21 protein-coding genes are annotated in these 25,348 nt (G+C 70.3%); 7 read left to right on the forward strand and 14 right to left on the reverse strand.

The window, feature by feature from the left end:
* Positions 1-324 precede the first annotated feature (324 nt).
* Complete coding sequence (locus OO68_RS46385; RefSeq protein ID WP_157852768.1) at positions 325-702, reverse strand: hypothetical protein; 378 nt, start codon at positions 700-702, stop codon at positions 325-327.
* A gap of 752 nt (positions 703-1,454) precedes the next feature.
* Here OO68_RS46385 and OO68_RS31175 point away from each other — a divergent pair.
* A complete protein-coding gene (locus OO68_RS31175) occupies positions 1,455-2,417 on the forward strand; it encodes a hypothetical protein (protein WP_033312540.1) in 963 nt (320 codons plus the stop codon).
* A gap of 186 nt (positions 2,418-2,603) precedes the next feature.
* Here the strand turns inward: OO68_RS31175 and OO68_RS31180 are convergent, their stop codons facing one another.
* The 3 genes from OO68_RS31180 to OO68_RS31190 all read right to left on the reverse strand — a co-directional run bounded on the left by OO68_RS31180 (position 2,604) and on the right by OO68_RS31190 (position 5,455).
* Positions 2,604-3,374, reverse strand: a complete 771-nt coding sequence (locus OO68_RS31180) for an IS5/IS1182 family transposase (protein WP_033312541.1) — start codon at positions 3,372-3,374, stop codon at positions 2,604-2,606.
* Positions 3,362-3,652 (reverse strand): hypothetical protein, encoded by a 291-nt coding sequence (locus OO68_RS31185; RefSeq protein ID WP_033312542.1) that lies wholly within the window; start codon positions 3,650-3,652, stop codon positions 3,362-3,364. The genes OO68_RS31180 and OO68_RS31185 overlap by 13 nt, the downstream gene beginning before the upstream one ends.
* Before the next feature lie 990 nt (positions 3,653-4,642).
* Positions 4,643-5,455, reverse strand: a complete 813-nt coding sequence (locus OO68_RS31190) for a site-2 protease family protein (RefSeq protein WP_051814877.1) — start codon at positions 5,453-5,455, stop codon at positions 4,643-4,645.
* Between the two features lie 104 nt (positions 5,456-5,559).
* Between OO68_RS31190 and OO68_RS31195 the strand changes: the two genes are divergently transcribed.
* Together OO68_RS31195 and OO68_RS31200 are read left to right on the forward strand one after the other, a co-directional pair.
* The gene (locus OO68_RS31195; RefSeq protein WP_245237235.1) at positions 5,560-6,315 is read left to right on the forward strand and encodes a DUF6578 domain-containing protein; all 756 of its coding nucleotides are present in this window, start codon (positions 5,560-5,562) and stop codon (positions 6,313-6,315) included.
* A 783-nt stretch (positions 6,316-7,098) separates the two neighbouring features.
* Positions 7,099-10,362, forward strand: a complete 3,264-nt coding sequence (locus OO68_RS31200) for an ATP-binding protein (RefSeq protein WP_245237237.1) — start codon at positions 7,099-7,101, stop codon at positions 10,360-10,362.
* Positions 10,363-10,394: 32 nt separating this feature from the next.
* Here the strand turns inward: OO68_RS31200 and OO68_RS31205 are convergent, their stop codons facing one another.
* The 3 genes from OO68_RS31205 to panB form a co-directional block, all read right to left on the reverse strand.
* Positions 10,395-11,210 (reverse strand): ABC transporter permease, encoded by an 816-nt coding sequence (locus OO68_RS31205; protein WP_033312544.1) that lies wholly within the window; start codon positions 11,208-11,210, stop codon positions 10,395-10,397.
* Entirely contained in the window at positions 11,207-12,226 is a 1,020-nt protein-coding gene (locus OO68_RS31210) for an ATP-binding cassette domain-containing protein (protein WP_033312545.1), read from the reverse strand. Before OO68_RS31210 ends, OO68_RS31205 begins: the two co-directional genes overlap by 4 nt.
* Before the next feature lie 145 nt (positions 12,227-12,371).
* Positions 12,372-13,247 (reverse strand): 3-methyl-2-oxobutanoate hydroxymethyltransferase, encoded by an 876-nt coding sequence (gene panB, locus OO68_RS31215; RefSeq protein WP_033312546.1) that lies wholly within the window; start codon positions 13,245-13,247, stop codon positions 12,372-12,374.
* A gap of 212 nt (positions 13,248-13,459) precedes the next feature.
* Between panB and OO68_RS31220 the strand changes: the two genes are divergently transcribed.
* The 4 genes from OO68_RS31220 to OO68_RS31235 all read left to right on the forward strand — a co-directional run bounded on the left by OO68_RS31220 (position 13,460) and on the right by OO68_RS31235 (position 18,356).
* A complete protein-coding gene (locus tag OO68_RS31220; protein ID WP_033312547.1) occupies positions 13,460-15,061 on the forward strand; it encodes an MFS transporter in 1,602 nt (533 codons plus the stop codon).
* A 70-nt stretch (positions 15,062-15,131) separates the two neighbouring features.
* Complete coding sequence (locus tag OO68_RS31225; protein WP_033312548.1) at positions 15,132-15,770, forward strand: TetR/AcrR family transcriptional regulator; 639 nt, start codon at positions 15,132-15,134, stop codon at positions 15,768-15,770.
* A 179-nt stretch (positions 15,771-15,949) separates the two neighbouring features.
* Entirely contained in the window at positions 15,950-17,002 is a 1,053-nt protein-coding gene (locus OO68_RS31230) for an endonuclease/exonuclease/phosphatase family protein (protein WP_033312549.1), read from the forward strand.
* 136 nt (positions 17,003-17,138) lie between these two features.
* Entirely contained in the window at positions 17,139-18,356 is a 1,218-nt protein-coding gene (locus OO68_RS31235; RefSeq protein ID WP_033312550.1) for an MFS transporter, read from the forward strand.
* 111 nt (positions 18,357-18,467) lie between these two features.
* Here the strand turns inward: OO68_RS31235 and OO68_RS31240 are convergent, their stop codons facing one another.
* The 7 genes from OO68_RS31240 to OO68_RS31270 form a co-directional block, all read right to left on the reverse strand.
* Positions 18,468-19,178 (reverse strand): HAD-IA family hydrolase, encoded by a 711-nt coding sequence (locus OO68_RS31240; protein ID WP_078625567.1) that lies wholly within the window; start codon positions 19,176-19,178, stop codon positions 18,468-18,470.
* A 73-nt stretch (positions 19,179-19,251) separates the two neighbouring features.
* Positions 19,252-19,662 (reverse strand): VOC family protein, encoded by a 411-nt coding sequence (locus OO68_RS31245; RefSeq protein WP_033312551.1) that lies wholly within the window; start codon positions 19,660-19,662, stop codon positions 19,252-19,254.
* Positions 19,659-19,961 (reverse strand): ArsR/SmtB family transcription factor, encoded by a 303-nt coding sequence (locus OO68_RS31250; RefSeq protein WP_033312552.1) that lies wholly within the window; start codon positions 19,959-19,961, stop codon positions 19,659-19,661. Before OO68_RS31250 ends, OO68_RS31245 begins: the two co-directional genes overlap by 4 nt.
* A gap of 55 nt (positions 19,962-20,016) precedes the next feature.
* Positions 20,017-21,771 (reverse strand): NAD+ synthase, encoded by a 1,755-nt coding sequence (locus tag OO68_RS31255; RefSeq protein ID WP_033312553.1) that lies wholly within the window; start codon positions 21,769-21,771, stop codon positions 20,017-20,019.
* 79 nt (positions 21,772-21,850) lie between these two features.
* On the reverse strand, positions 21,851-23,794 hold the full coding sequence (locus OO68_RS31260) for a S53 family peptidase (protein ID WP_033312554.1): 1,944 nt from the start codon (positions 23,792-23,794) through the stop codon (positions 21,851-21,853).
* Positions 23,795-23,962: 168 nt separating this feature from the next.
* Positions 23,963-24,583, reverse strand: a complete 621-nt coding sequence (locus OO68_RS31265; RefSeq protein WP_033312555.1) for a DUF305 domain-containing protein — start codon at positions 24,581-24,583, stop codon at positions 23,963-23,965.
* Complete coding sequence (locus OO68_RS31270; protein WP_033312556.1) at positions 24,580-25,248, reverse strand: thioredoxin-like domain-containing protein; 669 nt, start codon at positions 25,246-25,248, stop codon at positions 24,580-24,582. Before OO68_RS31270 ends, OO68_RS31265 begins: the two co-directional genes overlap by 4 nt.
* Positions 25,249-25,348: the final 100 nt, after the last annotated feature.

Below are 25,348 nucleotides of genomic sequence, written 5' to 3' on the forward strand. Positions count from 1 at the left end.
CCGCTGAAACAGTTCCCACAGCCCGTCCGGAACCAGACGTCCCACCCACTCCATCACGGCAGACAGCCTAGTGATCAAGCCAGTTGAGACGACCTCTAAATGGGACCGATAGCCCGCCCGGAGCGATTAGCACCGTCCCAGCACCAGTGCGATGACCAGCATGGAGAAGGACGTCGCCACGCTCCGGGCGCTCGATGCCGCCGGCGATGACGGTCATGACCCACCCGATCCTCTGCTCATCGACAGCATTTACGGAGCAGGTCAGCCCGCGAACTGATGCCCCCACCGCACAGTCGCAGGTGAGTCAGGCACCTCAGCGCGCGGCTATATCCAGAACAGACTGACCCTCACGGGGAGGGGGGTATTCCACTGAATGTGGCCGACTACGATCGCTTCACCGTTGCGTGGAACGACGTTCGATACGTGCATAGTCGGACCACCCCATGTCGGGGTTCCGGCTGCATTGACCTGGGTGATCGATGCAAAGCACCTGCTGCCCGGGTTGAGGGAAGCGTCGCCCTGGATGGTGCGCACATAGATGCCATGAGCTGAGAAGAATCCCACACTGGCCCCTTGGAGGGAAATGGCCCCTGCCTCAGGTCCGCCGGAATCCGCCGGTTCAGGGTTCATCACGAACTCTTCGGTTGCTTGCGTTGGAATGTCATTCCCCGCATTCTCGAAGGCCGTCAACTTCCTGGTCACGTCGGCAGTTCTCGTTCACACGACAGCAGTTGAGCTGCCCTCGGTGTCGGGCACGGAGGCATGCATCCGGAAGTTGATGCGTATATCGGATGGTTGACGCGGCAAATATTGTGTCGCGTCCGAGAGAACTCTTTCATCCTACGCTCGGCCTTAACGGCCTGCAAAACTTGGACTCGCACCTAGGAATGTCTACTAAAGCAACCATCATGCTTGCGTGGGGAAGTCGTGGGCTTCAGAGCAAGTGGATCACCCGGAAACCAGGGGTCGAATTCCGTAGCGCGCCCTACCGACGCTTCCCCCCGAAGGGGACTGCATCTAAGGCATGTCCAGTAACTGATCTTCAGGTCGGCTGGGCGCGTTCTGTGATGTCTCCTCCACCCGTCGTACATCTCTTGCATCCGCTCCCGGTAGTAGTCCCCGTGGAGACGAAGCGGCCAGGAAGGCTCCTCAGCTTCATTCCCTGCTATCGAGGACATGCACGGGCGACGGCGTGCCCTCGTCGTAGCCAACCCAACAATAGAACGTACAACAATGTCTTGTTCAACATACCCAGCATCTGCACCGCCCGCGAGTGACCTGCCGAGTAACAGACCCTCAGCACATGCGGAAGGCAACGGAACTGCCTAGACTTGGAATTGCGACGCCTTCAGGAATCCTCGCCTTACGACCTCCGTATCTACGGTTGCCGCATCAAGAGGCGCACTCGCATCGGGGGGGGGCATTCAACGCCTCAGTTTAAGGAAGTACGTGCCATGGACACGCACGTTAGCCGGATCACCAACGCGCACCACCCCATCCCTGCAGAGGTCATCGAAGGGATGGACCGCTACCACGAGCAGCGGGAACTGGAAGATCGGCAGCAGCAGGAACTTGTCGAACTGGCCCGCCCTCAGAAGGATGAGATGGAGTACAGCGCAAGCGTTACCGCCGCTGCACTCCAAGCCCTCGGGATTGACCCGAGGGACCATCAAGAGAAAACCGAGGAGTGGAACGCCAGGCGGCGCAATGCCCTGGAGGAACACTTCGCATCGGAGGAGTCGCCGGAGTTTGGTCCTTGGCATCCCGGTGTCGTGTTCGCGAGCCCTCAGCCGCATGCCGCGGATCATTACTTCTGGGAGGCCACCGGATGGTTGTGGGCAAACCCTCCGTTCGGCGGCGAATGGCAAGCAAATGGGGGGCACTTCCGTGGTAAGTACACATATGACGGCGCCTCAATGGTCAACCGCTGGTACGGGGCGAGGTGGCTTCTGGAACTCCACTCCAACAGGATCCCGGCGTCCTCGATCGGGAAATGGAGGTCCAGCCCCTATGTAGGACTCCACGGAAACCTGCTGGGATACGTGGGAAACGGAACCATCTTCTCGGGAGACCGCTGGTCGAAGTGCTGGTTGCACACACGGCAGACTCTCTTCCACTTCCCGTTCGGGCCGCAAGTGAACGACCGTCGTATCATCGTCGAGAGGAAGGACGTTCAGAATCTGATCTTCATTGAACGATCTCTCGCCGATCCCGGATACCTCTACACCAAAACACTCCCGGGAACGCTGTACATGCCTTCCCTCGAGTTCTACAAGAGCCAACTGTTCCTGGGTTACAGCATCTGGGCGGAACTTGAAGTCCTCTTCCACGTACAGTTGGAAGGTGACAGCCTGTTCTGGATCAACAACGGCGATGTTCTGCTGCAAACCTTCCAATGGCCTCTGATGCCCTTGTGATCCTGGCAGCGCGACACTTCCCCCATCGCGCCAAAAGTCGCCGATCAGGCCGGGCTGGTGCCGGGCTTGAGACAAGGCCGGGCCGCGGGTTTTACGGTCGGTGAGTTCTACGCCGGCGGCGCTCGCCAAGGTCGTCTTCGACGACGAAGCCGGCCTTCGTGATCAGCTGCTGTCCGTTCTCCTTGCCTATCGGCCGAGTACGAGGTTGTGCAGGTGGGCGATCCCGCTCATGGCGTGATGAACGCCGTCGCCCTTCAATCGGCAGTCACGGAGGATCTTCCAGGTCTTCATGCCGGCCAAGGTGTGCTCGACACGGGCGCGGACCTGGCGGTGGGGAGTGTTGTCCTCTTCCTTCCATGCCGGCAGTTCGCGGTGCCCGAGTTCGCGGCGGTGCGGGATGACCAGGCCGGTGTCCCGGTAGCCGCCGTCGGCGATCACGGTGGTCCGGCCGACGGCGTCCTTGGCTCCGGACAGTGCCCACGCCTTGCAGTCGTTGCGGTTGCCGGGCAACGGTCGCCCGACCATGACGACGCGTCGGGTGTCGGCGTCGATGACGACCTGGTGGTTGGTGGAGTATCGGTAGTTCTTCGACCGCTCGGCGACCGTGTGGTCGCGGGTGGGGACCAGGGTTCCGTCCACGATGAGCACGGTGTCCCTGCGGAACCGTCTGCGGGGCTTGAGCGCGAGCAGAGGGCCGAGATGGCTGATGATGCGGTCGGCCGCCGACTTCGAGACGCCGAACAGTGGTGCGAGCTGCCGTAGCGTCAAGTTGGTGCGCCAGTATGCCGTGACCAGCAGCACCCGGTCCTCCAGCGGCAGGCTCCACGGCCGGCCCCTGCGGACCGCATCAGCTCCTTCACGCCGCAACTGTGTCACCAACGTGCCAAAACAGCGGGGGCTCAGGCCAGTGAACGGGGCTATCCAGGAAGGCTCCGACGCCGTAATCACACCAGACACCGCAAGATCTTTTCACGGGCCGCAGCGCGGCCTGCGGGCAGTCGGGATGGATATCGTCGCGGTTCCACAGCCCTGAGCAGGGACTCGCGGTCGTCCACGCTGATCAGTCCGTCCGGAAGGGTTCCCTCCTCCAGCAACGCGCGCAGGTCGAAAGCGTGTGCGGCGAAGGCGGCCCTGCACCACTCGCGTTCCGGGTGATCGCAGTCTTTCCCGAACAGCAGCACCTGGCGTTCATCGTCGGCCTCGACGGGCAGAGACAGATCCGCGGCGAGGACCAAGAGTGCTATCGGACCGCACCGCGATGTCAGGGATAGCTGCCAGGCGGATCAGGAAGGGCGGGACGGTCGGCATCACGGCGCTGACGTGGAAGACGCTGTTCATCAGGACGTTCTCCAGTACGGGCAGAGCCACGGGGCCGGCTACCTCATCCAGAAGACCACGGAGCATGACCGGGATCCCGGCAGGGCACCCGGGAATCCGCTACCAGTCGACATCCGTGCAGCCCAGCAGCGCGGGGTGGCCGCATGCAGATCGCTCCATCTGTGGATATTCGCGGAGGAACCGGGCAACGGCAGCCTCCTTGACTGCCGCGTCCATCACACACATCTCTCTGCCCTGCTCCCACGACTTCGCCCCGAACGGCGTCCGCGAAACTGTTCCCGGGGCGGGCGCCGAACGCAAGTACCAGGCCAGTAGCCGCCACTTCCCGCCCTGGGGTAGTGGCGCCCCAGCCCAGCACTGATTCCGGGACAGCCCTTAGGCGGGCGCGCTCATGAGTGACGAGCTCGACGAACAAGTCGGTATGTGCGGCATCACCACGAAGTTACCGGCGGGACCCAGGTGCCCAGGGTCGGGTGCCGACCGATCCGGCACCGTCGTGACGTGTTTTGAGGAGCCCCACGGCGACGAGGACGAGCACGTAGGACTCGTCGCCAACAACGGGTCGCCGGTTGGCGTGTACTGCTGGTGATACCCCCATAGACCCGCGGACCGGGCGCCCGTGCGCGCGGCTCGCGGAGGGCGCGGCGGGGGTTGGGTGTGCCGGTGAGGTCGGCCGAGCTCAGCCCCCGCTAGCGTCCGGAACTCCTCGTCCCCGGACCGTCGCAGAGACGGGGACGAGGCGCCGCCCGACTCGTCACTTCCATTCGCCGGAAGTGCGGGCGGCACTCCCCATCCTTCGGTGTCCCCGCGCCGGATGGGGGAACAGCCCCGCTCACCTCCCGGCCCCCGTGGAGGAGAGCGGGGCTTCTTCGTTTTCGCAGGTCAGGTCAGGGTGTGCAGCCGATGTTAGGGCCGCCATCGCGCAGGAAGCTGAATACATAGTTGTATAGGTACTGACCGCAGTACGTCTCGAAGTCGCTGATGCCGAGGGACTTCAGGATCGTGTCGATCACGTCGAAGAAGACGCCGTTCACCGCCGGGAGCCACAGCAGCGCGAACACGAACAGCAGGCCGAACGGCGCGAACGGCTCCACCTGGCGCCGGATGCCGTACGACAGCCAGGGCTCGATGACGCCGTAGCCGTCCAGGCCCGGCACCGGAAGGAAGTTCAGCAGCGCCGCCGTCACCTGGAGCAGCGCGAGGAAGGCGAGGGCGAACCGGAAGTCGCTCGGCACGCCGTCCAGGGCGTCCAGCCAGAACGGGGCGGTGCAGACGACGGCGAACAGCACGTTCGTCAGCGGGCCCGCCGCCGAGATCAGACTGTGCTTCCAGCGCCCCTGGATCCGACCCCGCTCGATGAACACGGCGCCGCCCGGCAGGCCGATGCCGCCCATGATCACGAAGATCACCGGGAGCACGATGCTGAGCAGGGCGTGCGTGTACTTCAGCGGGTTGAGGGTCAGATAGCCCTTCTCGCCGATGGAGATGTCGCCGCTGTGCAGGGCGGTGCGGGCGTGCGCGTACTCGTGCAGGCACAGCGAGACGATCCACGCCGCCGTCACGAACAGGAACACGGCGACGCCGGGCTGCTCGGCGAACCCGGTCCAGGTCGCCCATCCCGTGACCGCCGTCACGGCGACGATCCCGACGAACACGGGACTGGTCCGCCGCTCGCTGTGGCGGGTAGTGGCGGTGGTCATGGGGCTCCCTGCACTCGTCGACACCGGGTGGGACGGCCCGACGGTACCGGGCACAGGTGAAAAACGTCTCGCGCGGGGCGGTCGGTTCCGGGGAGGGTGGGGGCATGGGGCTGTGGCACGTGGTCTACGAGGACTGGCAGATGGAGTGCTGCGGCACGCCGTTCTCGGTCGGGGACGAGGTGAGCTGGCCGCTGCTGCTCCTGGATGCGGACACCGTGCTGGGCGGCGGCTGGCACGACCAGCTCACCGAGGTCGCCGGGCCCGTGGAGGACGTGGGCGGCGTGCGGGTGCTGCGGGAGGGGGCGGGCCTCCCGGCTGCCCCGGGGACGGATCTCGACACCGGGCAGGACCGGCGCCCGGAGCCGGGGGGCCGGACCCGGTCGGCCGGGCTGCTCTCCGTCGAGCGGCACGGCGCGCGGTGGCCCGAGGCCGGCGGGACGGTACGGGCCGTGCAGGTGCTCACCCAGACCTGGACGGAGACCGCGCCCGGGTCGCGCTCCTACGAGCCCGTGGCGGGAGAGCGCCGGCTACGACTGGTCGACCGGTGCCCGAAGCGGTTCAGGGAGACCGAGGCGGAGCGGGCGGCCGACGGGCGGGGACGGCGCTCGCGCGAGTCGGGGGTGCTGGTGACCCTGGACGTGCCGGGCACGGACTCCCGCCTCTCCCACGCCGTCCGCGAGGCCCGGGGCCTGCCCCGGCAGGGGGCCGAGCCGGGCGCGGAGACCCGGGGCATCCCGGCGGCGGATCTGACGGTCCTGCTGGAGAGCCTGAGCACCCCCCGGAAACGAACCCGCTCTGCCGCCGGCCGGCCGAAGGCCCCGAACCCCGTCACACGAGCCGGACCGGACGAGGACCGGTGACGCGCCGCTGTTCCACACCCGTCGCCCGGCCCGGAGCCCGCCGCTCCGACCGGGTCCGTCTCCGTCTGCCATCCCGGCCGACGGTGCGGGGTACCGCCGATGGGCCCGGCGCCCTTGTGCCGGGTTCCGGGGGGCCGTGTCGGGTGGGGGTTGGTGGGCCGGGCGGTTCTGTGCCGGGTTCTGGGTGTCCTGGTCGGTCGTGGCGGGTGCGGCTTGATGGCCTCGGCGGCTCTGTGCAGGTTCCCGGGCGTCTTGGTCGGTCGTGCCGGGTGTGGCCTGATGGCCCCGGCGTCCTCGTGCCGTTCTCCGGGCGCGCTGGTCAGTCATGTCCTGTACGGCCTGGCGTCCACGCGCCGGACGCCGGACGCCCCTGGTCGGTCGTGCGCCTGGTGCCGCTCGACGGCCCCGGCGTCTTCGTGCCGGCCCCTGGGCGTCCCGGCCGGTCGTGTCCGGTGCGGCCCGGCGTCCTCGTGCCGGACGCCGGAGGCCCCCGGCCGGCTGTCCGCCCGGTGCCGCCCGATCCCTGCGCCTCTGTGGCGGGCTCGGGGCGGCCTGGTCGGCCGTGCGGCGCGGCAGACGCCCCGGTGCCCCCGTGGCGGGCTCTGCGTGCCCTGGTCCGCGTGCGGCGCGTCCGTGCCGGTCCCCGGATGTCCGGTCCTCGGACGTCCCAGCCCGCCGTGTCACGCCGCCCGTGACCCCGGCGGCCCCGCGCCGGCCCCCCGACGCCCCGCCGCGCCGTCAACCGCCGTGACCCGCCCCCGTGACACCGGAGACAATGAGCCCGTGCACTACCGCATCCTCGGCACCACGCAGGCGCTCCGCAGTGACGGGTCGGTCGTTCCGGTCGGTGGGGCGCGGTTGCGTGCGTTGCTGACCGTGCTCGCGCTGCGGGCCGGGCGGACCGTGCCCGTGGGGCTGCTCGTCGACGAGGTGTGGTGCGGGCAGCCGCCCGCCGACGCGCCGGGGGCGTTGCAGGCGCTGGTCGGGCGGTTGCGGCGGGCGCTCGGGGCGGGCGCTGTCGCCTCCGTCGAGGGCGGGTACCGGCTCGCGGCCACGCCCGACGACGTTGACCTGCACCGGTTCGAGCGGCTGGCGGGCGAAGGGCTGCGGGCGCTGGCCGACGGCGATCCCGCCAAGGCCGCCGTGGTCCTCGACGACGCCCTCGCCCTGTGGCGCGGCCCCGCTCTCGCCGACCTGCCCGACCGCGTCGCCGAGGCGGCCCGCCTGGACACCCGCCGCCTGGACGTGCTCCGGGCCCGGCACGCGGCCGCCCTCGCCCTGGGCCAGGCCGAGCAGTCCCTGCCGGAGCTGACCGCCCTGTGCGACGGCCACCCCCTGGACGAGCCCCTCCAGGCCCTGCGTCTGCGCGCCCTGCGGGACGCCGGCCGTGCGGCGGAGGCGCTGGACGCCTTCGAGGAGGTCCGGCGCCTGCTCGCCGACCGCCTCGGCGCCGACCCGGGGCCGGAACTTCGGTCCCTGCACGCGGAGTTGCTGCGACTGGACGACACGCCCGTGCCCGTGCCGGCCCGGCTCGCCGGCAACCTCCGGGCCCGCCTCACCTCCTTCATCGGCCGGGAGACCGACATCGAGACCATTCGCGGGGATCTCGCGGAGGCCCGGCTGGTCACCCTGCTCGGCCCCGGCGGCGCCGGGAAGACCAGGCTGTCGCAGGAGACCGCGGAGACCGTGCGCGAGGCCATGCCCGGCGGCGTGTGGCTGGCCGAACTCGCCCCCGTCGACGACCCGGACGCCGTACCGGAGGCCGTGCTCACCGCCGTCGGCGCCCGGGAGACCGTGCTGTACGGCGCCGGCGCCGAGGGCATCCGAGCCGCCGTCGCCGACCGGCTCGACGACCCGGTCGAGCGGCTCGCCGAGCACTGCTCCCGGCCCCGCATGCTGCTGATCCTCGACAACTGCGAGCACGTCGTCGACGCCGCCGCCCGGCTCACCGAGGAGCTGCTGGCGCGCTGCCCGGACCTCACCGTCCTGGCCACCAGCCGTGAACCCCTCGGCGTCCCGGGCGAGTTGCTGCGGCCGGTGGAGCCGCTGCCCGAGCCGGTGGCGCTGCGGCTGCTGGCCGACCGGGGCGCGGCGGCCCGGCCCGGCTTCCGGATCGAGGACGACCCAAGGGCGTGCGCCGAGATCTGCCGGCGCCTCGACGGCCTGCCGCTGGCCATCGAACTGGCCGCCGCCCGGCTGCGGATGCTCACCCCCCGCCAGATCGCCGACCGGCTGGACGACCGCTTCCGTCTCCTCACCTCCGGCAGCCGCACCGTCCTGCCCCGCCAGCAGACCCTCAGAGCGGTCGTCGACTGGTCCTGGGACCTGCTCGACGAGGAGGAACGCGACGTCCTGCGGCGGCTGTCGGTGTTCGCCGGCGGCTGCGACCTGCCCGCCGCCGAGGCCGTGTGCGGACCGGCCGCCCTGGAGGCCCTCGGCTCCCTCGTCGACCGCTCCCTGGTCGTGGCCGCCCCGCCGGACGGGTCCGCCGACGGGGAGATGCGCTACCGGCTGCTGGAGACCGTCGCCGAGTACGCCGCCGAGCGGCTGGACGAGTCCGGGAGGCGCGCCGAGACCGAGCGGGCCCATCTGACGTACTTTCGTGAACTGGCCCGCGTCACCGACCCGTTGCTGCGCGGGCCCGGCCAGCTCGCCGCCATCCACCGGCTGGAGCGCGAGTACGAGAATGTGCGCACCGCGCTGCGGCACGCCGTCGCCCTGCGCGACGAGCAGGAGGCGCTGTGCCTGGCCCTGTCCCTCGTCTGGTACTGGCAGATGCGCGACCTGCGCATCGAGGCGCGCAACTGGTGCCGTGAGGTGATGGTGCTCGGCCCGGACCCCTTCAGCGAGCCCGTCCGCCCCGCCACCGCGGTGTGGCAGCGCTGCACCGACGCCCCGCCCCCGATGACCGGCGAGGTTCTGTGGGAGGCCCGGCGCGGTATCCACCTCGCCCATCTCGCCTGCATGGACACCGAGCTGGACGCCTGGCAGAACCCGGACTCCCAGCGGAAGCTGCGGGCCATCGCCGCGACGTACGAGCCCGGTCTGCCGCAGAACTGCCGGCTCCCCGGCCTGCTCTGGTTCTTCGCCGTGATGCTGACCGGCGACATGGACCGGCTGCGCGTCATCATCGACGCGTCCATCCGCACCTGCCGCCAGACCCCGGGTTTCGACTGGGAGCTCGCCTCCGGCCTGCAGATGCGGGCCAACTTCCTCGCCAACCGCACCGACTGGGCCGGTGACGCCGCCCACGACGCCGACGAGTCGCTGGAGATCTACCGGCGCCTCGGTGACGCCTGGGGCACCGCCGAGGCCCTCTCCGCCCGCGCCGAGGCCCACGAGCGCAAGGGCCACTACGCCCTGGCGGCCGCCGACTACGAGGCGGCCATCGCCCACGCCGAACACCTCGGCGCCCGCGCCCAGGCGGCGGTGCTCAGCGCCCGGCTGGGCAGCGCGCTGCTGGAGGCGGGCGACGGCGAACGCGGCGAGCGGCTGCTGCGCGAGGTGATCGCCCAGCGCGAGGACTCGCACAGCGAGGCCATGCCCGCCGCCCGTCTGTTCCTCGCCGGCTGGCTCGGCCTGACGGGCCGTACCGCGGAGGCACGCGAGCAACTGAGCCGGCTGCGGCAGGACTTCCGTATCGCCCACTTCATCGTCTTCGACGCCTTCATCCTCGGTGCGGAGGCCTGGCTGGACGCCGCCGACGGCCGGTACGAGGAGTGCCTGCACCTGATCCGCAAGGCACTGGAGCGGGCCGCCGATCCGCTGTCCACGGCCATCGCGCCGTACATGCGCTCGGGGTACCTGATCATCGGCGCCTGGGCCCTGGCCGGTCTCGACGGCGGAGGGCGCGCCGAGGACGCGGCCCGCTGTCTGGGCGCTTTCGACGCCCTGCTGCCGCCCGGGCACACCCCCCAGCGGCAGGAGCGCGAGACCCGCGAGCGCACCGAGCGGCAGGCCCGGGCGCTGCTCGGCGACCCGGCCTACGAGGCCGCGTACGCGGCGGGCGGTGGCCTCTCCCTCGACGAGGCCACCGCCCTGCTCTGAAAGGACCCGTGAGGCGAGATCCGCCCGCCCGGTCAGTTCTTCGTGCGGAACTTGTGGATCGCGACGGGCGCCATCACGGCCGTGATCGCCACCGACCAGCCGAGCGTCACCCACAGGTCGTGCGCGACCGGCCCGCCCACCATCAGCCCGCGTGCGGCGTCCGCGAGGGTCGACAGCGGGTTGTAGTCGGTGAACGCCTGGAGCCAGCCCGGCATCGACGTGGTCGGCGCGAAGATCGACGAGCCGAACTGCAGCGGGAACAGCACCAGGAAGCCCATCGCCTGCACGGACTGCGCGTTCTTCAGGATCACGCCGAGGGTGAGGAACACCCACATGATCGACGAGGCGAACGCCGTGGACAGGGCCACGGTCGCGAACAGTCCCGGCCAGTTCGTGATCTCGAACCCGACGGCCACGGCGACGATCATCAGCACGGCGGTCGCGAACAGCATCCGCAGCAGTTCCACCGAGATCTTCGCGAACAGCACCGAGCCGCGCCCGATCGGCAGGGACCGGAAACGGTCCATGACGCCGGAGTTGAAGTCCTGGCTGAAGCCGGTGCCCACGCCCTGGGACAGCGTCATGCTCATCATCGCGATCATGCCCGGGATCACGTACTGCACGTACCGGTCCTGCCCGCCGCCCAGCGCCTGCCCGATCGAGCCGCCGAAGACGAACACGAACAGCAGGGTGAAGATGACCGGCATCAGCAGCGCGTCGGCCATCGACTCCGGGTCCTTGCGGATCCACAGCAGGTTGCGGCGGATCAGGGCCCCGGTGTGGCGCAGATGGCCGCGCAGCGGGATACGGGCGTCCGTGGCGGCGTCGTTGACGGTGACGGCGCTCATACGGCGGCCTCCTGAAGGTCTTCGGCGGGCATGGCGTCCTGCGGGGCACTGGCACGGTGGCCGGTGAGGGACAGGAACACCTCGTCCAGGCTGGGCAGTTCGGTGGTGATGGAGGAGAGCGTGATGCCGCGCGCGGTGACCGCGCCGACCACCGCCGTCAGCTGCTCGTCGCTGAGGATCGGCACGAGGACGTCGCCCCGGTCGCTGTCGACGGTGGTGGTGGCGAGCCCGGTGATCCCCAGCTCGTCCAGCGTGCCGGCGAGGGGCCGCAGCTGGGTGGGATCGGCCGGGCGGATCCGCAGCGCACGGCCGCCGACCTTCGCCTTCAGCGCCTCGATCGCGCCCCCGGCGATGACCTGGCCGCGGTCGACGACCGTCAGCTCGGAGGCGAGCTGCTCGGCCTCCTCCATGTACTGGGTGGTGAGCAGCACGGTGACCCCGTCGCCGACCATGCGCTTGACCTCGTCCCACACCTCGTTGCGGGTGCGGGGGTCGAGGCCGGTGGTCGGCTCGTCGAGGAAGAGCACGGCCGGCCGGCCGATCATCGACGCGGCCAGGTCCAGCCGGCGCCGCATGCCCCCGGAGTACGTCGCCGCCGGCCGCTTGGCCGCCTCGGTCAGCGAGAAGCGCTCCAGCAGCCCGTCGGCACGGGCCCGGGCCTCCTTGCGGGGCAGATCGAGCAGCCGCCCGATCATGTACAGGTTCTCCCAGCCCGAGAGCTTCTCGTCCACGGACGCGTACTGGCCCGTGAGCCCGATCACCCGCCGCAGCTGCCGGGGCTGCCGTACGACGTCGTACCCGGCCACGGTGGCCTGCCCCGAGTCGGCCTGCAGCAGGGTGGACAGGATCCGCACCAGGGTGGTCTTCCCGGCCCCGTTCGGTCCGAGGACCCCCATCACGGTGCCCTCCCGCACCTCCAGGTCGACCCCGTCCAGTGCCTTGGTCTCCCCGTAGTGCTTCACCAGCCCCCGCACGGTGACAGCGGCGCCGCTGGTCTGTGTGTCGATTCGCGTCATGGGACAGACGGTTCCAGGACCCACCGACAAACCACCGACAGGCCGCCGACACCGGCTGTCGGTGGTCCCGGCGAAAGGGGACAGCCCGTCGACTGGGGGAGATCGACGGGCTGTCCGTGGTACCGCTGTGGCTCTCTGTGATGTCCTAGTGGACGGAGTTCTCCTCCTGCGGGAACGTTCCGCCGACCACGTCCTCGGCGAACGCCTTCACCGCGTCGCCCATGACCTCACGCAGGTTCGCGTACTGCTTCACGAACTTCGGCACCCGCCCGCCGGTCAGACCCAGCATGTCCGTCCACACCAGCACCTGCGCGTCGGTCTCGGGGCCCGCCCCGATCCCGACGGTCGGGATGTGCAGCACCCGCGTCACCTCGGCGGCCAGCTCCGCGGGGACCAGCTCCAGCACCACCGCGAACGCGCCCGCGTCCTGCACGGCCTTCGCGTCCCGCAGCAGCTGCTGGGCCGCCTCCTCGCCGCGGCCCTGCACGCGGTAGCCCATGGCGTTGACCGACTGCGGGGTCAGGCCGATGTGCGCCATCACCGGGATGCCGGACTCGACGAGCAGCCGGATCTGGTCGTGCGACCGCTCGCCCCCCTCCAGCTTCACGGCCTGCACGCCCGCCTCCTTCACCAGCCGGGTCGCCGAGCGCAGCGCCTGCACCGGACCCTCCTGGTAGGAGCCGAAGGGCAGGTCGCCGACGATCAGGGCGCGCGAGGTGCCCCGTACGACCGCCGCCGACAGCATCGTCATCTCGTCGAGGGTGACGGGCACGGTCGTCTCGTACCCGAGGTGGCAGTTGCCCGCCGAGTCGCCGACGAGCATCACCGGGATGCCGGCCTCGTCGAAGACGGACGCGGTCATCGCGTCGTAGGCGGTGAGCATCGGCCACTTCTCGCCGCGCTCCTTGGCGGCGGCGATGTCCCGCACGGTGATACGGCGGGTGCCCTTGCCCCCGTACAGCGCCCTGCCGCTGCCGGAGGGCTTCATCTGAGCAGTCTGGGCAGCCGGAAGCTGCGTCATGGCACGGCTCCTAACACGTCATCTCGAGGCGCCCTGACGGCGTCCCCGGACCACGTCCATGGTGGCACCTCGTGCCATCGAGGGCTAGGGGAGCCCCTGTGAGTTCCGTCCGCGCGTCCGCGAGGGCCCGGAGGCGGATGCCGCGTAAGATCCCGGTAAGAGAATTCCAATACGAGACGGTCTCGTATCGAAATGCTTCTAGGCTCGGTGCCATGACTACTCCTGCCGAACCGGCCGCCCCCACCGGCCCGCGCGTGCCCGAAGCGGTGCACCGGCGCCGCTGGGCGATCCTCGGCGTGCTGATGCTGAGCCTGCTGATCGTCGTGCTCGACAACTCGATCCTGAACGTCGCCATCAAGACGATCTCCACCCCGGCCCCCACCGGCCTCGGCGCCACGCAGAGCCAACTGGAGTGGGCGATCAACGCCTACACCCTCGTCTTCGCCGGCCTGCTGTTCACCGCCGGACTGCTCGGCGACCGGCTGGGCCGCAAGAAGGTGCTGCTCGGCGGTCTCGCCGTGTTCGGCATCGGCTCGGCGCTCGCCGCGTTCTCCGGCTCGCCGGGCCAGCTGATCACCTTCCGGGCCGTGATGGGCCTGGGCGCCGCGTTCGTGATGCCCGCCACCCTGGCCGTCCTCATGAACGTCTTCGAGCGTGAGGAGCAGCCCAAGGCCATCGGCATCTGGGCGGGCGGCGTCGGCCTCGCCGTCGCCATCGGCCCGATCACCGGCGGTGTCCTGCTGGACCACTTCTGGTGGGGCTCGGTCTTCCTCGTCAACGTGCCGATCGTGCTGCTCGGGCTTGCGCTGATGCTCTGGCTGGTGCCCGACTCGCGCGATCCGAACCCGGGCCGGGTGGACCCCGTCGGTGTCGTGCTGTCCGTCGTCGGCCTGGTCCTGCTCGTCTACGGCATCATCAAGGGCGGCCAGCTCGCCGACTTCACCGACGCGACCGTCCTCGCGACCATCGGCGCCGGCCTCGCCGTGCTCGTCGCCTTCGTCGTGTTCGAGAAGCGCAGCGACCATCCGTCGATAGACGTCACGTACTTCAAGAGCAAGGTCTTCTCGGCCGCCATCGCCGCCGTCGCGCTGGTCTTCTTCGCTCTGATGGGCGTGACCTTCTTCTCCGTCTTCTACACGCAGAGCGTGCGCGGCTACTCGCCGCTGCAGACCGGTCTGCTGATGCTGCCGCTGGCCGCCGCCCAGTTGATCTTTGCGCCGCGCGCCCGGCTGGTCGTCGACCGCTTCGGCAACCGGGTGACGACCACGGCCGGCATGGCCGTCATCGCCGCCATGCTGGCCGCCTTCGCCACCCTGGACGGGGACACGCCCATCTGGATCCTGGAAGTGATCTTCTTCCTCATGGGTGCCGGCATGGCGCACATCATGACGCCGGTCAGCGTCGTCATCATGCAGGCCCTGCCCCGCGAGAAGGCCGGCTCCGCCTCCGCGCTCAGCAACACCTTCCGGCAGGTCGGCGGCGCCCTCGGCATCGCCGTCCTCGGTTCGGTGCTGTCCACGGCGTACCGCACGGGCATCGAGGACAAGCTCGGCGTCCTGCCCCCGGGGCTGCGGCACACCGCCGGGGAGTCCATCGAGGCCACCCTCGGCGTCGCGGGCAAGCTGGGCCCGCGGGGCGAGTCCCTCGTCGCCCCGGCCTACGACGCGTTCCTGCACGCGATGCACGTCACCGCCCTGTGGGGCGCGGGGGTCGCCCTGATCGGCGCGGTCGTCGTGGCGCTGTTCCTGCCGGGCAGGCCGCCGTCGCCCCAGCGGGCGCAGGGGGACAAGGAGTTGTCGCACACGGGTTCGTAGACCTGCGGGAGAATTCACTCCCCGCGCAGCCGGGAACGGTCTCCACCCCCGTCAGGAAGGACGCAGCGACGTGAGCCTCGCCGAACGGCACACCCCGCCCGACGGTCCCGCGAGGGGCCGCCCCAGAAGCGAGGCCGTCGAGCGCGCCATCATCGAGGGCGTGATGAGGCTCCTGGAGGAGGGCGTGCCCCTCGCGGAGCTGTCCATCGAGCGCATCGCCCGTACCGCGGGCGTCGGCAAGGCCACCATCTACCGCCGCTGGAGCGGCAAGGAGGAACTCTTCGTCGACGTCGTACGCGCCGCCGAACCCCCCGACCCGCCGCTCCCCGGCACCTCCATGCGCGACGACCTCGTCGTCCTGCTGGAACAGGTGCGCCGGCGCGGCCTGGCCAACCGCTCCTCGGCGATCCTGCACAGCGTGCAGGCCCAGATGAAGAGCAGCCCGAAACTCTGGGCGGCATACCACGCCACCGTCGTCGCCCCGCGCCGCCGGCTCGGCCTGGAAGTCCTGCGCCGCGGCCAGGAGAACGGCGAACTGCGCACGGACCTCGACCTCGAACTGCTGAACGACATATTCGTCGGCCCGATGCTCCTGCGCGCCGTGCTGCACACCGACGCCGACCTCCCCGACGACCTCGCCGACCAGGTCGTCGACACCCTCCTCGAAGGCCTACGCCCCGTCAGTTCCCAGTCCCAGCGGCCCGGGTGAGTGTGCGCGTTTCGTCACAGACGGCGCTTTCGGCGGGCGGGACCGGAACTCTCCTCGGGGGCTCGGACGTCATCGCCCCCGTACGGCCGTCGCAGGACGGCGGGAACGGAACGGATCATCCCCTAGGGTCGTAAGGACACGGGGGCGATGGTGTGCACGGCAGGCAGTGAGGCGACGGTATGGCGCAGCAGGCGTACATGACGGAGACGGACAACGGCGGCTCGGGGCCCGAGCACCGGGGAACCCGGCTTCGGCGCCTGTTCGACCGGCTGGCGGGCCCCTGGCGGGGCGACCCGCGGATCTGGCGGCGCGGACTGGTGGTCGCGGCGTGCGCGGTCCTGCTGGCCCTGGTCATGGTGCTGCACTCGCGCATCCCGAACACCATCGGCAACCTGGGCAGTCTCACCGAGACGTTCCTGCCCTGGCTGGGGCTCCTCGTCCCGGTGCTGCTCGTCCTCGCCCTGGTCCGCAAGTCCGCGACCGCGCTGATCGCGGTGGTGCTGCCGTCCGTGGTCTGGCTGAACCTCTTCGGCGGCCAGCTCAGCGACAAGACCGCGACCGGCGGCGACCTCACGGTGGTCACGCACAACGTCAACGCCGACAACCCCGACCCGGCCGGCACCGCCCGTGACGTGGCCGCCTCCGGCGCGGACGTGCTGGCCCTGGAGGAGCTGACGCCCACCGCCGTCCCGACGTACGAGAAGGCGCTGGCGCCGACGTACCGCTACCACTCCGTGCAGGGCACGGTCGGCGTGTGGAGCAAGTACCCGCTGAGCGGCGTGCGGGACGTCGACCTCGACATGGGCTGGACACGCGCGATGCGCGCCACCGTGACCGCACCGTCCGGGCAGGTCGCGGTCTACGTCGCCCATCTGCCGTCGGTGCGCGTGAAGATGGAGGCCGGCTTCACGGCCCGCCAGCGCGACCGGAGCGCCGACTACCTCGGCGAGGCCATCGCCCACGAACCGCTGAAGAACGTCGTCCTGCTCGGTGACCTGAACGGCACGATGAACGACCGAGCGCTCAACGCCGTCACCTCCCAGATGCGTTCCACGCAGGGCGCGGCCGGCAACGGGTTCGGCTTCAGCTGGCCGGCGTCGTTCCCGATGGCGCGCATCGACCAGATCATGGTGCGGGGCCTGAAGCCGGAGAGCTCGTGGACCCTCCCGCAGACGGGCAGCGACCATCTCCCGGTCGCGGCTCGTGTGAGGGTCACCACAAGCGGTTCCTGAAACCCGCTGGTCAGGACAGTTCCGTCAGAAATCCGCAACCTCGGCGTCACCGCGCGGAATAGTGCGCCTGCGAGACTTTGTTCCATACTTGAACATACGCGTACGGATCTCCAAGCAAGTCTCGAAAGGCTCCTTCATGCCCCTGGCCCTGCTCGCCCTTGCCGTGGGCGCCTTCGGCATCGGTACGACCGAGTTCGTGATGATGGGTCTGCTGCCCGACGTCGCGGACGACCTGAACATCTCGATACCCAGCGCCGGCCACCTGGTGTCGGCGTACGCGCTGGGCGTCGTCATCGGCGCCCCGCTGCTGGCCGCGGTCACCGCCAGGATGTCCCGGCGCACGGTCCTGATCGGCCTGATGGGACTGTTCGTCGTGGGCAACGCCCTGTCGGCCCTCGCGCCCGACAACGGCTGGCTGCTGGCCGCCCGTTTCCTGAGCGGTCTGCCGCACGGCGCCTTCTTCGGCGTGGGCGCCGTCGTCGCGACGAACATGGTCGCCCCCGAACGCAAGGCGCGTTCGGTCTCCCTGATGTTCCTCGGCCTGACGGTCGCGAACGTCGCGGGCGTGCCGGTCGCGACCCTGATGGGCCAGCACCTCGGCTGGAGGGCGACCTTCCTCGGCGTCAGCGCCATCGGCCTGGCGGCGATCGCCGCGCTCGCGTTCCTCATCCCGCACGACCACGAGCACACCACCGCCAAGGGCCTGCGCGGTGAACTCGCCGCCCTGCGCTCCCTGCCGGTCTGGCTGTCGCTCGGCACGACCGTCGCGGGTTTCGGTGCGCTCTTCGCCGCCTACAGCTACATCACGCCGATGCTCACGGACGCCGCCGGCTACGCCGACGCCAGCGTCACCCTGCTGCTGGCGCTGTTCGGCGTCGGCGCGACCGCCGGCAACCTGCTGGGCGGCCGCCTGGCCGACCACTCCCTGCGCGGCACGCTGTTCGGCGGCCTCACCGCGCTGGTTGCGGTCCTGGCGCTGTTCCCGCTGCTGATGCGCACGGAGCTCACGGCCGCCGTGGCCGTGACCCTGCTCGGCATGGCGGCCTTCGCCACCGGCTCCCCGCTCCAGCTGATGGTCATGGAGAAGGCCTCCTCGGCCCCCTCCCTGGCCTCCTCGGCCAACCAGGCCGCCTTCAACCTGGCCAACGCCGGCGGCGCCTGGATCGGCGGCCTCGCGCTGGCCGCGGGCTTCGGCGTCACCTCCCCGGCCCTGGCCGGTGTGGCCCTGGCCGTCCTCGGCCTGGCCGTGGCGTCGCTGGCCTACGCGGTGGACCGGCGCCGGGCTCCGGTCGCCGGGCGCGAGCGGATCGTGGCGAGCCACGTCCCGCAGGAGGCCGAAGCGGTGCACCTCTGACGGCTCCCGGCACACGGCGGCCCGCGGGACCCGGTCCCGCGGGCCGCCGTTCGTTTTGACCGGGGCGCGAGGCGGGCGCGCTACCCGAACCCTTGCCCAGTGCTCCACCCTTCAGGGTGGGGGTGTAGGGCATCCTCGCTCCAGAGGCCCGGAGGGCCTCAGATCCATGGCACGATCGCCTTGTCCGGCAACGTAGTTGTCGGACCTACCGCCCGACTGGCGGGACGTCAAGCCTGTGGAGACCACGTAAGACCACCCCTCACCGGGCGGCAGAGGCCGATGAAGCAGGAACCCAAGGGGGCACCGCGATGGGCCGGCGCTGTCGAGGGCGAGCCGGTAGACCTCGGGCGCCGGCTTGTAGGCCGCGACGGCCTCTGCCGACAGCGCCCGGTGCCAGCGCAGCCCGGCATGCGCGTTGAGGTGCAGCAGGGCCGTCCGGCCGGCGTTGGACAGCCCCATCACGGGGTACCGCCGCGAGAGCCGCTCCAGCCCGGCGACGGAGTCGCCCCACGCGGGCAGCCGCCGCCCCGCCGTGGCGAGACGCGCGACGGCCCCCGGGTCGGTCACCCCCGCGTGCCGGGCCACCAGCCGGGCGGCCTCGGCGTCGAGCACCTCCGTGCTCGCGTAGGGGCGTTGCCCCTGCTGGACGCGTTCCTGCTCCCGCTCGCAGTGCCGCCGCCACAGGGCGACGAGCTCGTCGGTGGCCGTCGGGCCGGACGGGCCGGTCGCTTCCCGTACCGCCGATCGAAGTCCGCCGGGTTCGTCGACCATGGTGCCCAGGACGTCGAAGACGACGACCTCGATGTCGCGGATCGCCGCCATGTGTTCTCCCGTGCCGGCCAGATGTGTCACCACGTGAGCAGGTGACGATGGTGGCATCGGGAGTCGTCACCGGTCAAGATGGTGACGACATCTCCTCCGGCTGGGTCGCGATCTGGATCAGGTTGCCGCAGGTGTCGTCGAAGACGGCCGTGGTGACGGGGCCCATCTCCAGGGGCTCCTGGGTGAAGCGGACGCCGAGGCCGCTCAGGCGCTCGTACTCGGCCCGGACGTCGCTGACGGCGAACTGGGCGAGCGGAATGCCGTCGGCGGCGAGCGCGTCGCGGTAGGGCTTGACGGCCGGGTGGCCGGCGGGCTCCAGGAGCAGTTCCGTGCCGCCGGGCTCCTCGGGGGAGACGACGGTCAGCCACCGGTCCGTCTCGCCGACGGGGACGTCGTACTTCTTCACGAAGCCGAGGACCTCGGTGTAGAAGCGCAGGGCTTTGGCCTGGTCGTCGACGAAGACGCTGGTCAGATGGATCCTCATGACGGGCTCTCTTCCGGTCCGGAGGGGGCGGGCGCCGGCCACCGCTCGGTGATCTGCCGGAGTGGGGCCGTGTTCAGGTCGTGGAACTTGTAGCGGCCCTCCCGCCTCGTCTCCACGAGCCCGGCGGCCTCCAGCACCGCGAGGTGCTGGGAGACCCCCTGGCGTGAGATGCCGAGCCGGTGCTTCATGCTCAGCCGCGAGCAGATCTCGAACAGTGTCTGCCCGGACTGCTCCGCGAGCTCGTCGAGGATGGTGCGACGGGTGGGGTCGGCCAAGGCTTTGAAGAGGTCGTCGGCCACGACCTCAGGATAGGCAAGTGTCCGCTTGCCTATCAAGCCCTCCGGACCCCGACCGTCAGAGCGACTCCCGCCACCCGTTCGTGATCGGCAGCCGCCGGTCCTTCCCGAAGCCCTTCGGGGAGATCTTCGTGCCCGGCGGGTACTGGCGCCGCTTGTACTCGGCCGTGTCGACCATGCGCAGCGTCTTCGCGACCAGCGCCGCGTCGAACCCGGCCGCCACGATCTCGTCGGCTCCCCGGTCCCGGTCGACGTACAGCTCCAGGATCGCGTCGAGCACCGGGTAGTCGGGCAGCGAGTCCGTGTCCACCTGGCCCGGGCGCAGTTCCGCGCTCGGGGGCTTGCTGATGGAGTTCTCGGGGATGGGCGGGGTCTGGCCGCGTTCCCGGGCGGCCCGGTTGCGCCACTCGGCGAGGCGGAAGACCGACGTCTTGTAGACGTCCTTGATCGGGCCGTACGCCCCGACCGAGTCGCCGTAGAGCGTCGAGTAGCCGACCGCCAGCTCCGACTTGTTGCCGGGGGCCAGGACGATGTGGCCCTCCTGGTTGGAGATCGCCATGAGCAGCGTGCCGCGCAGGCGCGACTGGAGGTTCTCCTCGGCCAGGCCCGTGAGCCCCAGCGAGCCCATGTAGGCGTCGAACATCGGCTCGATCGCGACCGTGCGGTAGTTCAGACCCGTGCGGCGGGCCAGTTCGGCCGCGTCGCCCTTGGAGTGCTCCGAGGAGTACTTCGACGGCATCGACACGCCGTACACGTTCTGCGCGCCCACCGCGTCGCACGCGATCGCCGCGACCAGCGCCGAGTCGATACCGCCCGACAGGCCGATCAGGACCGAGGTGAAGCCGTTCTTCGCGACGTACGCCCGCAGGCCGACGACCAGCGCGGAGTAGACCTCCTCGTCGTCCTCCAGACGGTCCGCGTAGCCCCCCGTGAGCTCGGGCTCGTACGCGGGCAGCGGCTCCTCGGAGAGCACCACGCGGTCGATGCGCAGACCGTCGTCGACCACGCCCGTCGGCGCGTCCGCCGACGCCGCCGGCAGGTCCAGGTCGAGGACCACGCAGCCCTCGGAGAACTGCGGCGCCCGCGCCACGACCTCGCCGTCCTTGTCGACGACGATCGAGTCGCCGTCGAACACCAGCTCGTCCTGGCCGCCGATCATCGCCAGGTACGCCGTGGTGCAGCCGGCTTCCTGGGCCCGCTTGCGGACCAGCTCCAGGCGCGTGTCGTCCTTGTTGCGCTCATAGGGGGAGGCGTTGATCGAGACCAGCAGGCCCGCCTTGGCCGAACGGGCGGCGGGCACGCGGCCGCCGTCCTGCCAGAGGTCCTCACAGATGGCCAGGGCGACATCCACGCCGTGCACCCGCAGCACCGGCATGCTGTCGCCGGGCACGAAGTAGCGGAACTCGTCGAACACGCCGTAGTTCGGCAGGTGGTGCTTGGCGAAGTTCAGGACCACCTCGCCGCGGTGCAGCACCGCACCCGCGTTCTGCGGCGCGCCGGCCGGCTGGCCGTACTTCGGCTGGGCGGTCGCACTGCGGTCGAGGTAGCCGACGATCACCGGCAGCTCTCCGAGGCCCTCCTCGGCCAGGCGCGCGGCGAGGGAACGCAGCGCCGCGCGGGAGGCCTCCACGAAGGACGACCTGAGCGCCAGGTCCTCGACGGGATACCCGGTCAGCACCATCTCGGGGAACGCCACGAGATGCGCTCCCTGTTCGGCGGAGTGCCGGGTCCAGCGGACGATCGACTCGGTGTTCCCGGCGAGGTCGCCGACGCCGGCGTCGATCTGGTTCAGGGCGAGACGTAGTTGAGGCACGCCGCCCAGTGTAATCGTCAGTGCGACACAATGGGGTGGTGTGAGTCACCCCACACCACCCCATGTGCCCTTGCGGAGGTCAGCCGCGCCGGTACGACTCGACGTAGCCCTTCGCGGGTGAGCCCACGCCGGTGACGTCGTCGTAGCCCTTCACGGCCGCGAGCGAGCTGTCCTTGCCGAGGCTGCGCACGGACGTGGACAGACCACCGGTGGCGTCGTAGCCGTTCACGAAGTCGACCCGGGCCACGGCGAGGCCGGAGCCCGTCGGGTCGTCGGTGACGTCGTGGTAGACCTTCGAGCCGGCCTTGGCGTAGATCGCGGGGTTGGCGAAGCCGATCGCCTTGCCGCCGCGGGCCTCCTGCGCCAGCGCCTGGATGGCCGCGATCGTCGGAGCCGCGAGCGAGGTGCCGCCGATGCGGTACTCGCTGTACGCCTGGGTCTTGCCGTCCGGTGAGGTCTGCGTCTGCCCGACCAGGAAGCCGGTGTTCGGGTCGGCGATCGCCGCGATGTCCGGGACGACCCGGTTGCCGTCCGCGCTGTTGGCCTTGGCCAGCGCGTCCGGTACCACGCCCCGCTGGTAGGAGGGCTCGGCGACGGTCTTGCTGGTGCCGCCGCCCGCGCCGGAGGTGAAGGCGCCCGGGAAGTCCGTCCAGCTCTTGCCGTCGGCCGACAGGTTCGCCTTCTCGGTGCCCCAGCCGGTCTCCCACAGGTGCGTGTTGTCCTTGCCGACGGCCAGCGAGGTGCCGCCGACGGCGGTGACCCACGCCGAGTTGGCCGGGGAGTCGACCTGCTTCGTCCCGGAGCTCGCGACCTCGTCGCCGTCGTCGCCGGAGGAGAAGTAGAAGCCGATGCCCTCGACCGCGCCCAGCTGGAAGACCTGGTCGTAGGCGGCCGCGAGGTCCGGGGTCTGCGCGGCCTCCACCTCGCCCCAGGAGTTGGAGACGATGTCGGCCAGGTGGCTGTCGACGACCTTGCCCAGCGCGTCGAGCAGATCGCCGTCCGTGCAGGAGGCGGCGCCGACGTACGTGACGTCCGCGGCCGGGGCGACCGCGTGCACCGCCTCGACGTCCAGGGTCTCCTCGCCGTACCAGCCGGAGGCCGAGCAGTCCTTGGTGTTCGTGTACTTCTTCGGCAGCACCTGGTGCAGCTGGCCGGTCTTCCACGCCGCGTCGCCGTTGCGCTTGGCGTAGGTGCCGGCGTCGTAGGCGATCGTCGGGGAGGCGTACGCGTCCGTGATGGCGACCCGGACACCCTTGCCGGTGCGCGTGCCCGCGCCGTAGGCGGCCCGCAGCTGCTTGCCCGTGTAGCCCTTCACGGCGTACGGGATCTTCTTGCCGTACGCCTCCGGGAGCGTGCTCGCGGTGTTCGAGCCGTAGTACGAGGAGAACGGCCCGGCGTTGCGGAACACGGTGTCCGGCGGCGGCAGTTGATCGTCGTGCGTGGCCATGTGCGGCGCGTTGTCCAGCCCGGTCACGGTCAGGACGGCGTCGGCCAGGCTCTCCGGTACGGAGGCGGTGCTCGCCGGGGCGCGGTACGTCTTCAAGCCCTTGGCGAAGTTGTGCAGCTGCGTGCCGAACGCCTTCTCGGCGGCGGCCACGTCACCGCTGACGGAGACGTAGTGCCGGGTGACGCCGGTGACCTTCAGGCCCGACGCCGTCAGCCAGGACTTCACGGCCGCCACCTGGGCCCTGGTGGCACCGTAGCGGGCCTGCGCCTGCTTGGCCGTCAGGTACTTGCCGTAGGAGGCCGAGCTCGGGTCGGAGACGGCCTTGGCGTAGGCGGCGAGCCCGGCGGCGTCCTTGCCGGCGAGGTAGACCCGGGCCGACACCTGGGCGCCGTCGGAGGTGGCGCCCCTGTCCGCGCGGGCCGTGGCCCACGGGGGGCGGGTCCCGGACAGCAGGTCACGGAGCGGGTGGTCGGCGGCGTGCGCCGCGGGTATGCCGAGCGCCAGCGCACCGGCGAGCATCGGCAGTGTCGCTGCCATGCTCACCCCGGCGCGCACCGAGGCGCGGTTGGATCTCATGGAACCCCCTGTGCGGTTCGTCGCGAGTGGATCACTCGACGGTCGCCACTCTCGCGATGAACCGTTCATGCAAGGGAATTGCGCAGCCCAAGAAGCGCCCTACGCAGACCAAGAAGAGCCCAAGAGGCCGCCAGGCGGGGCGATTTGAGGCTTACGTGCCCAGCGCTGCTAGGACCGCGGTGCGGCGCCGCGCTCCTTGAGCATGTCCGCCATCAGCCGGATCTCCGACTGCTGCGCGTCCACCATGCCTTGCGCGAGCCGCTTCTCGACACCGACCACGCACCGGTCCACGCAGCCCTCGGCCATGTGCACGCCGCCCTGGTGATGGTCCGTCATCAGCTGGAGGTAGAAGACCTCCGCCTGCTTCCCGCTGAGCTCTCCGAGCTTCTTCATCTCGGAGTTGGTCGCCATGCCGGGCATCAGCGCGCCGTCCTTGGCGGAGGCCATGCCGCCCATGTCCATCCAGGTCATCGGCGGTTTGGACGACACCTTGGGCAGGCCCCACAGGTCGAGCCAGCCGAGCAGCATGCCGCGTTGGTTGGCCTGCGTCTGCGCGATGTCGTAGGCCAGCCGCCGGACCTCCTCGTCCTCGGTGCGGTCGCGCACGACGTACGACATCTCCACGGCCTGCTGGTGGTGCACCGCCATGTCCCGCGCGAACCCGGCGTCCGCGGAGTCGGCCGAGGGCGTCCTGCCGCTGCCGTCGTCCCCCGCGACGGCGTAGGTGATCGCACCGGCCGCGACGAGCGCCGTCGCCGCGGCCCCGGCGATCAGTCCGGCATGCCTCACTTGGACAGCCCGTTCGTGCAGGCGGCACCCGGCTCGGGGGTCTGCTCGCCCTGGACGAACTTCTCGAAGAACTTGTCCACGTTCGGGTCGCTCGCGCCCGTCACCGTGCGCTGGTGACCCCACGCCGAGAGCATGATCGGGTCCTTCTGGTCGTCCATCGGGCTCATCAGCGTGTACGGCGTCTTCTTCACCTTCGCCGCGAGCGCGTCGACGTCGGACTTCTTCGCGGCGGCGTTGTACGTCACCCACACCGCGCCGTGCTCCAGCGAGTGCACGGCGTTGGTGTTCTTCACCGGCTCGGTGTAGACGTCGCCGTTGCAGTTCATCCAGACCGGGTTGTGGTCGCCGCCGACCGGCGGTTCGGAGGCGTACTTCACGGCCTTGGTGACGTGGTTGCGGGCCAGCTTCCCCTCCCACGTCTTCACGCCGTCCTTGCCCGTCACGAACTTGCCCTTGCCGGAGGAGTCGCTCGCCGCCGCGGTGTCACTGGCCCCGTCGTCCTGGGACCGCACGAGCACGACGCCGCCGACGACCAGTCCGGTCACGATCACGAGGCTGGCCGCGATGGTGAGGATCCGGTTGCGGCGCTCACGGGCCTGCTCGGCGCGCCGCATCTCCTCTATTCGAGCCTTGCGTGACGTGCTGGCCTTCTTGGCGGCGCCCATGGGGTGTCCTTCGTGGGAAAAGTGACGGTCGGGTCCGCTGATCGTAATGGGGGAGGCGGGGCGCCTCGTAGAGCGGCCGCGGGAATGGGCCGAATCGATA

This window comes from Streptomyces iakyrus, assembly GCF_000717055.1.
Lineage (GTDB): Bacteria > Actinomycetota > Actinomycetes > Streptomycetales > Streptomycetaceae > Streptomyces > Streptomyces iakyrus.